This is a genomic window from Microcoleus sp. B7-D4 (genome assembly GCF_036705125.1).
In the GTDB taxonomy this organism is placed as follows: Bacteria; Cyanobacteriota; Cyanobacteriia; order Cyanobacteriales; family Microcoleaceae; genus Microcoleus.
Genome location: NZ_JAUBTT010000045.1, coordinates 58255 through 64677 on the forward strand (window position 1 = coordinate 58255; position 6423 = coordinate 64677).

6 protein-coding genes are annotated in these 6423 nt (G+C 48.4%); 2 read left to right on the forward strand and 4 right to left on the reverse strand.

Annotated elements, in window-relative coordinates; genetic code table 11:
- Nucleotides 1-35 precede the first annotated feature (35 nt).
- The 4 genes from ftsH4 to QUB12_RS18960 all read right to left on the reverse strand — a co-directional run bounded on the left by ftsH4 (nucleotide 36) and on the right by QUB12_RS18960 (nucleotide 3832).
- Nucleotides 36-1910, reverse strand: a complete 1875-nt coding sequence (ftsH4, locus tag QUB12_RS18945) for an ATP-dependent zinc metalloprotease FtsH4 (RefSeq protein WP_333307980.1) — start codon at nucleotides 1908-1910, stop codon at nucleotides 36-38.
- A gap of 205 nt (nucleotides 1911-2115) precedes the next feature.
- A complete protein-coding gene (locus QUB12_RS18950; RefSeq protein ID WP_333144131.1) occupies nucleotides 2116-2589 on the reverse strand; it encodes a tryptophan-rich sensory protein in 474 nt (157 codons plus the stop codon).
- A gap of 112 nt (nucleotides 2590-2701) precedes the next feature.
- Nucleotides 2702-3547 carry a M48 family metalloprotease gene (locus tag QUB12_RS18955; protein WP_333144130.1) on the reverse strand — a complete coding sequence of 282 codons (846 nt, stop codon included), beginning with the start codon at nucleotides 3545-3547 and terminating at the stop codon, nucleotides 2702-2704.
- 87 nt (nucleotides 3548-3634) lie between these two features.
- Entirely contained in the window at nucleotides 3635-3832 is a 198-nt protein-coding gene (locus tag QUB12_RS18960; protein ID WP_333307982.1) for a hypothetical protein, read from the reverse strand.
- 163 nt (nucleotides 3833-3995) lie between these two features.
- Here QUB12_RS18960 and QUB12_RS18965 point away from each other — a divergent pair, with 163 nt between their 5' ends.
- Nucleotides 3996-5600, forward strand: a complete 1605-nt coding sequence (locus QUB12_RS18965) for a HAMP domain-containing sensor histidine kinase (RefSeq protein WP_333307984.1) — start codon at nucleotides 3996-3998, stop codon at nucleotides 5598-5600.
- A gap of 172 nt (nucleotides 5601-5772) precedes the next feature.
- The gene (locus QUB12_RS18970; RefSeq protein WP_333307986.1) at nucleotides 5773-6339 is read left to right on the forward strand and encodes a hypothetical protein; all 567 of its coding nucleotides are present in this window, start codon (nucleotides 5773-5775) and stop codon (nucleotides 6337-6339) included.
- The last annotated feature ends 84 nt before the right edge of the window (nucleotides 6340-6423 follow it).

Here is a 6423-nt window from a genome sequence, read left to right on the forward strand (position 1 = left end):
TCTGGACTCTCATGGGTAAGTCCTATTCAACCCTATTAAACTGAAGCCGCAACCTTATCTAAAGGCCGCACTTGACCGAGGAATTCGCGAAGTGCATCACCTTCCACTACCTCAGTTTCCAACAGTTTCTGCGTAATTGTTTCCAACAATTCCCGATTTGCTTTCAGAATATCCAAAGCTTGCTGGTGTGCAGTTTCGACAATTTCCTTCACTTCTTGGTCGATCGCCTCAGCAGTCTGAGCACTTACCGCACGGCGGGCATTTCCCATACCGTCATTGAGGAACATTGATTGTTGACCTCGATCGTAAGCTAGAGGCCCCAAAACCTTACTCATCCCGTAAGTCGTCACCATCCGTTCAGCTAAATCAGTCGCCCTTTGCAAGTCGTTGGAAGCACCAGTAGTAATGCTACCAAACACGACTTCCTCAGCCGATCGCCCGCCCAACAAAGTCGCAATTTGACCCCGCAATTCCGACTCATCTAACAAGAAACGGTCTTCAGTCGGTAACTGCAAAGTATAGCCCAAAGCAGCCATACCGCGAGGGACGATCGAGATTTTGGCAACTTCGCCATTACCAGTCATCAAAGCACCCACCATTGCGTGGCCGACTTCGTGATAAGCAACAATGGTTTTCTCTTTTTCGTTGAGCACGCGGCTTTTCTTCTCCAAGCCAGCCACGATGCGTTCGATCGCCTCTGCAAAGTCTTCCTGTGCTACAGTTAGGCGTTTGTTGCGCGCCGCCAACAAAGCAGCTTCATTCACCAAATTTGCCAAATCTGCGCCGGAAAAACCAGGCGTGCGAGTGGCGATCGCCTTCAAATTAATATCCGGGCCCAGCTTGACTTTTTGAGCGTGAATGTTCAAAATTTCTTCGCGGCCAGATAAATCCGGGCGATCGACTAAAACTTGGCGATCGAAACGGCCAGGGCGCAACAAAGCAGCATCCAAACTTTCCGGGCGGTTAGTTGCAGCCAGCACAATTACCGTAGTATTGCCCGCCGCAAAACCGTCCATTTCAGTTAATAATTGATTGAGAGTTTGTTCGCGCTCATCATTCCCACCGAAGCTAGCGTTACTGCTACGAGATTTGCCTATCGCGTCCAATTCATCAATGAAAATAATACAAGGAGCCTGTTTCTTAGCCTGCTCGAATAAATCTCTAACTCTTGCAGAACCAACACCTACAAACAGTTCCACAAACTCCGAACCGGAGATGCTAAAAAACGGCACGCCAGCTTCACCAGCTACTGCTTTTGCTAACAGCGTTTTGCCCGTTCCCGGAGGCCCGACTAACAGCACGCCTTTCGGAATTCTCGCGCCAATTGCCGTAAAGCGATCGGGAGTTTTCAGGAATTCAACAACTTCGACTAATTCAGTTTTAGCCTCTTCTACTCCAGCCACATCAGCAAAAGTAATTTTCGCCGATTCGCCTTCTACATAGACCTTAGCTTTGCTTTTGCCCAGCGAGAGCGCGCCCTGTGGCCCGCCGCCCTGCCTGTTCATGAAAAATTGAAAAATCGCCACAAAAATCAGCGGCGGCACTACCCAGCTTAAAACACTGCCGATCCAGCCATTTTTAGCCGGGGGAGTTGCCGCAAATTCAACGCCTTTTTCTTGCAAAAGTTTAGGAAGTTCCAGGTCAAAAATCGGCGTAGTGGAGAGCACTTGACCGGGTTTATCGCCTTCGCCTTTGAGTTGGTAGCGAATTTCATTTTGACCTACCGAAGCTCGCACTACATCTTGTTCTTGTACTTGATGGACGAACAAGCTGTAAGGCACTTGCGGAATTTGCGGGCCGAACAAATTCGGCAAAAAGATATTGGCCAGCAGAAACAGACTTGAGAGCAATAACAAAATATTGCTAATTTGCCGAAAACGAGGTGGTTGGGGCTGGTCTTTAATTGCCATTGATAACCGTCATCCTTTAATTTAAACCAGTTTTATTCATTTATTTTCTCACCAAATACCCACACACTGTTAAGCGGATTTCCTCACTTGATGGGTGGGTTAACCAGCCACTGTTGCTTTGAGCAAATTCAAAACTAACAATAATCGGATGGTGATATTCGGTGCACCTTGCCTCTATCTCTGGTGAGCATTTCGCACCGAATATTTATGCAGCTTCCGGGTTTAACTGAATCATTTCCCAAGTGGTATAAGTGCCGATCGCACCCCAAATCGCGTAAGGCAAAAGTAACAAAGCGGCGGTTTGAGAAATCGGCAAAACAGCCAACGTCAACACAACTCCCAAAATCTCGCCAGCCCCTCCCAAAATCGTCCCTACTTTGAGACTTTTGGCTCTGAGAGTAGCAGGAATATAAGCAACTGTGACAATTTCTAAAAGCAAGTACAAAGCCATCAACAGCCATGTTTTGAGACTACTGGGTTCCTGTTCCCACACGAAAGTAGCGCTGCCGGCCCCGCAAGCAAAAATCACCGTCCAAATTAACGGAATAGCAGGCTCAAAAAACATCCAATCCGGTCTTTGAAGTTTGACGGCCCAGTTAATATCGCGCAGTTTAAAAAACAGAGTACCGAAGGCGACTGAGAAAGTCACACCGCCGATAATCATCCAAGATTCAATCATGATTTTCAACTTTCCAATTGCTCGATCGCTCATTAAGTCGATCGTGTCAAATCAAAGCCGAACTTAGATCCGCCTATAGTAATAACTTTTGTAAAGCCCGATGCAATTATTGCTAACCGCCCGACACATTTTTAGCAAACTCTTCGCGTCCAGACACCAAATTAGCTGGAACCCCGTTAGGGAAATTTTGCGCGATTAAAGCTTGCAACTTTTGAACTCGGTTTTCCGGGTTTGGGTGAGAACTCAAAAACTCCGGCGGCGCTTCGCCCTTCCTAGCGGCACCGAGGATTTGCATCACCTCAACAATACCTCTAGGATCGTAACCAGCTTCGGTCATAAACCGAAAACCGAGCCGATCGCTCTCAAGTTCATCGGATCTACCGTACCGCAAACCGACAACTTGATTGACAGCTTGAGCAATTAATGCTGCCTGCTGCCCGCCCCCGCGATCGTCGCTAGTAGCCACTCCAACCGCCGTTACCAAAGACCTGCCCAACTGCTGTTTTGCCAAGTGTTCCGCACCGTGACGCGCCACAACGTGACCGCTTTCGTGCCCCAGTATAGCGGCCAACTGAGCCTCGGAATTTAGCCGCCCCAGGAGTCCGGCGGTAATGAAAACTTGTCCGCCAGGTAGAGCAAAAGCATTGACAGTTTGGGCATCTCGCAGCAGGTGGAATTCAAACGGATAACCCGCTTGTTTCGCGGCCGAACCGTTGACAACTCGTGCTCCTACTCGATCGAGATACTGCTGAAGACTCTGGCTGGGATAAAGCCCCCCGTGCTGCGCGGCCATTTTATCTCGCGCCTGCAATCCCAAAACTATCTCTTGGCGGGGAGAAAGCTGCACTCGCTGTCTTTCTCCAGTTACCGGATTTTGTACGTCGTTTGTAAAATAGGTGATTGCCCCAAAAAATGCCATTAATAGCCCGATCGCGGCTCGAAATAAAAATTTATTCACAGGCTTTTACCTAAAAAGTTTAGCGATTATAATACTAGGGTGACTACTCTCTCGACATCTGTCTGAAGTATCAAGAAGGGAAAGTTGTTAGAGTTTTTTGATATAATTGGCGAACAAGGCTTTTTTTAACGAACCGCGCAGGCGCGAAGGACACGGAGGAAGAGAAGAAGAGAAGATAAGAAGGTTATAGTTATTAAATTGGTTAAACTGAGATGTTGCACCATTGTCAGCAACAGGCTTTCCGGCCTGTTCCACAAAGAATAGATTTTCTTGTGGAACAGGCATCTTGCGTCAGCAACAGGCTTTCCGGCCTGTTCCACAAAGAATAGATTTTCTTGTGGAACAGGCCGGAAAGCCTGTTCAGAAAAGGCTAATTTAGAATGGTGCAACATATGAGTTAAATCTGTTGAATCAATTACACAATCCGTTGCCGAACTTCCTTCGCAATATGTTTCAAGCTACCCGCCGCCGCCTCGCTATTTGGTACACTGCCGTTACTGCTGTATTGTTACTTGTATTCGCCACTGGTTTCTATTTCTACGTCCGCACTACTTTGATCGATCGCATTGACGACACCCTCCATCACGTTGTCGAAGTAATAGAGCGAACTCTCGTTATCGAGCCGCTAACTTTCCCTAGCACCACAGATAAAAATAAATTGCAAGTTAATATTCAAGCCAGTTTTCGAGATAGCACCGATGCTGTAGAAGACGACCATATTGATTTAGAATGGTTCAGTCCTACGGGCGAATTGCTGTGGTCTACTTTATCGGAACCGCTGAATATTCCCATTCACGCTAATCGCACCGGCGAAACAGTTTGGATAATTAATAATAAGTTGCAGTTTGAGGGCACAAATCAGGCCGAAGAAAGTTGGGCAACGGGCAATGTACGGGATGTCACGGATTTAATGGATAGAGAGAAGAGGGATTTAACCGCAGAGGCGCAGAGGGCGCAGAGGGGAGAAAGAAGAGATTTTGATGGCGGTTTGAATGCAGGTTGGCAGGAAAATCTAAATTTAGGTAGTGAAAAGTCTATTGCACAAAATACAAATCGCGTTTCTACTAAACCAATTAGCATTCGGACAACTCAAAACTATTCCCTCAGACAAGTAACGCAGCGAGTACAAATCGGCCGCCAAGTTCTGGGATATTTGCGAGTCAGCCATCCTTGGTTTGAAGTGACAAAACCCATCCGCCAATTAATTCTCGATTTGATTTTGGGCGCGAGTTTAACTCTAATTTGCGTGGCGGCTATTGGCTGGCTGCTGTCGGGATTGGCGATGGCACCGATTCGGGAGTCTTACGGGCGTCTCAAACAGTTTACCGCTGATGCTTCTCACGAACTCAGAAATCCGATCGCCACTATTCAAACTAACGTCCAAGTAGCTTTGGCGGAACCGGATATCGAACCGCAGCAGCATCAACAGCTACAAGTTATCGAACGCCTAACGCGGCGTTTGGGGCGCTTGGTTGATGATTTGCTGTTTTTAGCCAGACAAGACAGCGGTATCGTTCAGCAGCAGTGGATTGAGGTTCCCCTCGATGCTTTGCTGATGGAGGTAATTGAAGAACAACAGGCGATCGCCACTACCCAAAATCTCTCTCTTTCTTTGGAAATTGTCGATCTGCCCAACGCTGAGGACAACTTTACACTGTTGGGCGACTGGGATCAATTAGCCCGACTGTTTACCAATATCGTCAGCAACGCCGTGCAGTACACGCCCTCTGCCGGCGAAATTGAAGTAGAATTGCAACTTGCAGCTAAAAACAAAAGAAATTCGCCGATGTTAAATCCAGCGCTGCAAATCAAAGTAACAGACACCGGCATCGGGATTTCCGCAGAAGCCCTGCCGCATTTGTTCGATCGATTCTACCGCGTAGATCCCGCCCGAACCCACCGCAGCGCCGCAGGTTCCGGTTTAGGATTAGCAATCGCCAAAGCAATTGTCGAAAATCACCGCGGCCAAATCCGCATTGACAGCCAAGTCGATCGAGGTACCGCCGTTACCGTCACCCTCCCCGCCCACAAATCAGAAGCATCCCACCTCTAAAACTTCCCCTCCTCCTCTGCGCCCTCTGCGCCCTCTGCGGTTAAAAAAAATCTCCCCCTCAAGCCTGATTCTTCTTACCTCGCGCCCAAACCAAGCTATTAAAATTCAATTCCCGCATAGATTAACATGAACTGTGTTGGACAACCTCGATCGAACTTGTGAGGAGTTATTTATGTTTCGCCACAATCTACCGTTTAAAAAAATCAGCTTGCTAGCAGCCACCTGCGGAGGTTTACTCGTTAGTATCGCAACACTTTCCCAGGCCGGCGGCCCACCGCCCCAACAAGGAAAACCCGTTTCCCAACCCGCAGAGACTCCCGCAGCCACTGAAGAACCCGTCAGCGAACCAACTCCGGCTGCGAGTCCGGGCCTCAGCGGGATGCCCTCTACACCAACAGACGCGCCTGCCCGCTTCCCGATGCCCAGTGCGCGAGTTACGCCTGCCGAAGGCATGATAGTAATTAAACTGGTGAATACCACCAATGCTGTCATCAATTATCAAATCGTAGGCGTGACCCAGCCGCGCACTCTGGGCGAACAATCGGAAATTTTGCTGAAAACCATCCAAGTACCAATCACCCTCACTTACCAGCGCCCAGACGGCGGATTGCTGCTGGTTCGCCCCCAAGCAACCGCGACGCCGGGAATGTTGCAAGTCAGTTTCGGGGCGACAACTGAGTTGGACGCTGATACAAAATCGCTGCAAATTCAGGAAGATGGCAAGGTAGTTTTGAATTAGTTTAACGGTTGACTGTTGACTGTTGACTGTTGACTGTTGACTGTTGACTGTTGACTGTTGACTGTTGACTGTTGACTGTTGACT

Coding starts and splice junctions, on each gene's coding strand:
- QUB12_RS18960 (WP_333307982.1), bottom strand. CDS start 3,832: ATGCCTGTTCCACAAGAAAATCTATTCTTTGTGGAACAGGCCGGAAAG.
- QUB12_RS18965 (WP_333307984.1), top strand. CDS start 3,996: ATGTTTCAAGCTACCCGCCGCCGCCTCGCTATTTGGTACACTGCCGTT.
- QUB12_RS18970 (WP_333307986.1), top strand. CDS start 5,773: ATGTTTCGCCACAATCTACCGTTTAAAAAAATCAGCTTGCTAGCAGCC.
- ftsH4 (WP_333307980.1), bottom strand. CDS start 1,910: ATGGCAATTAAAGACCAGCCCCAACCACCTCGTTTTCGGCAAATTAGC.
- QUB12_RS18950 (WP_333144131.1), bottom strand. CDS start 2,589: ATGATTGAATCTTGGATGATTATCGGCGGTGTGACTTTCTCAGTCGCC.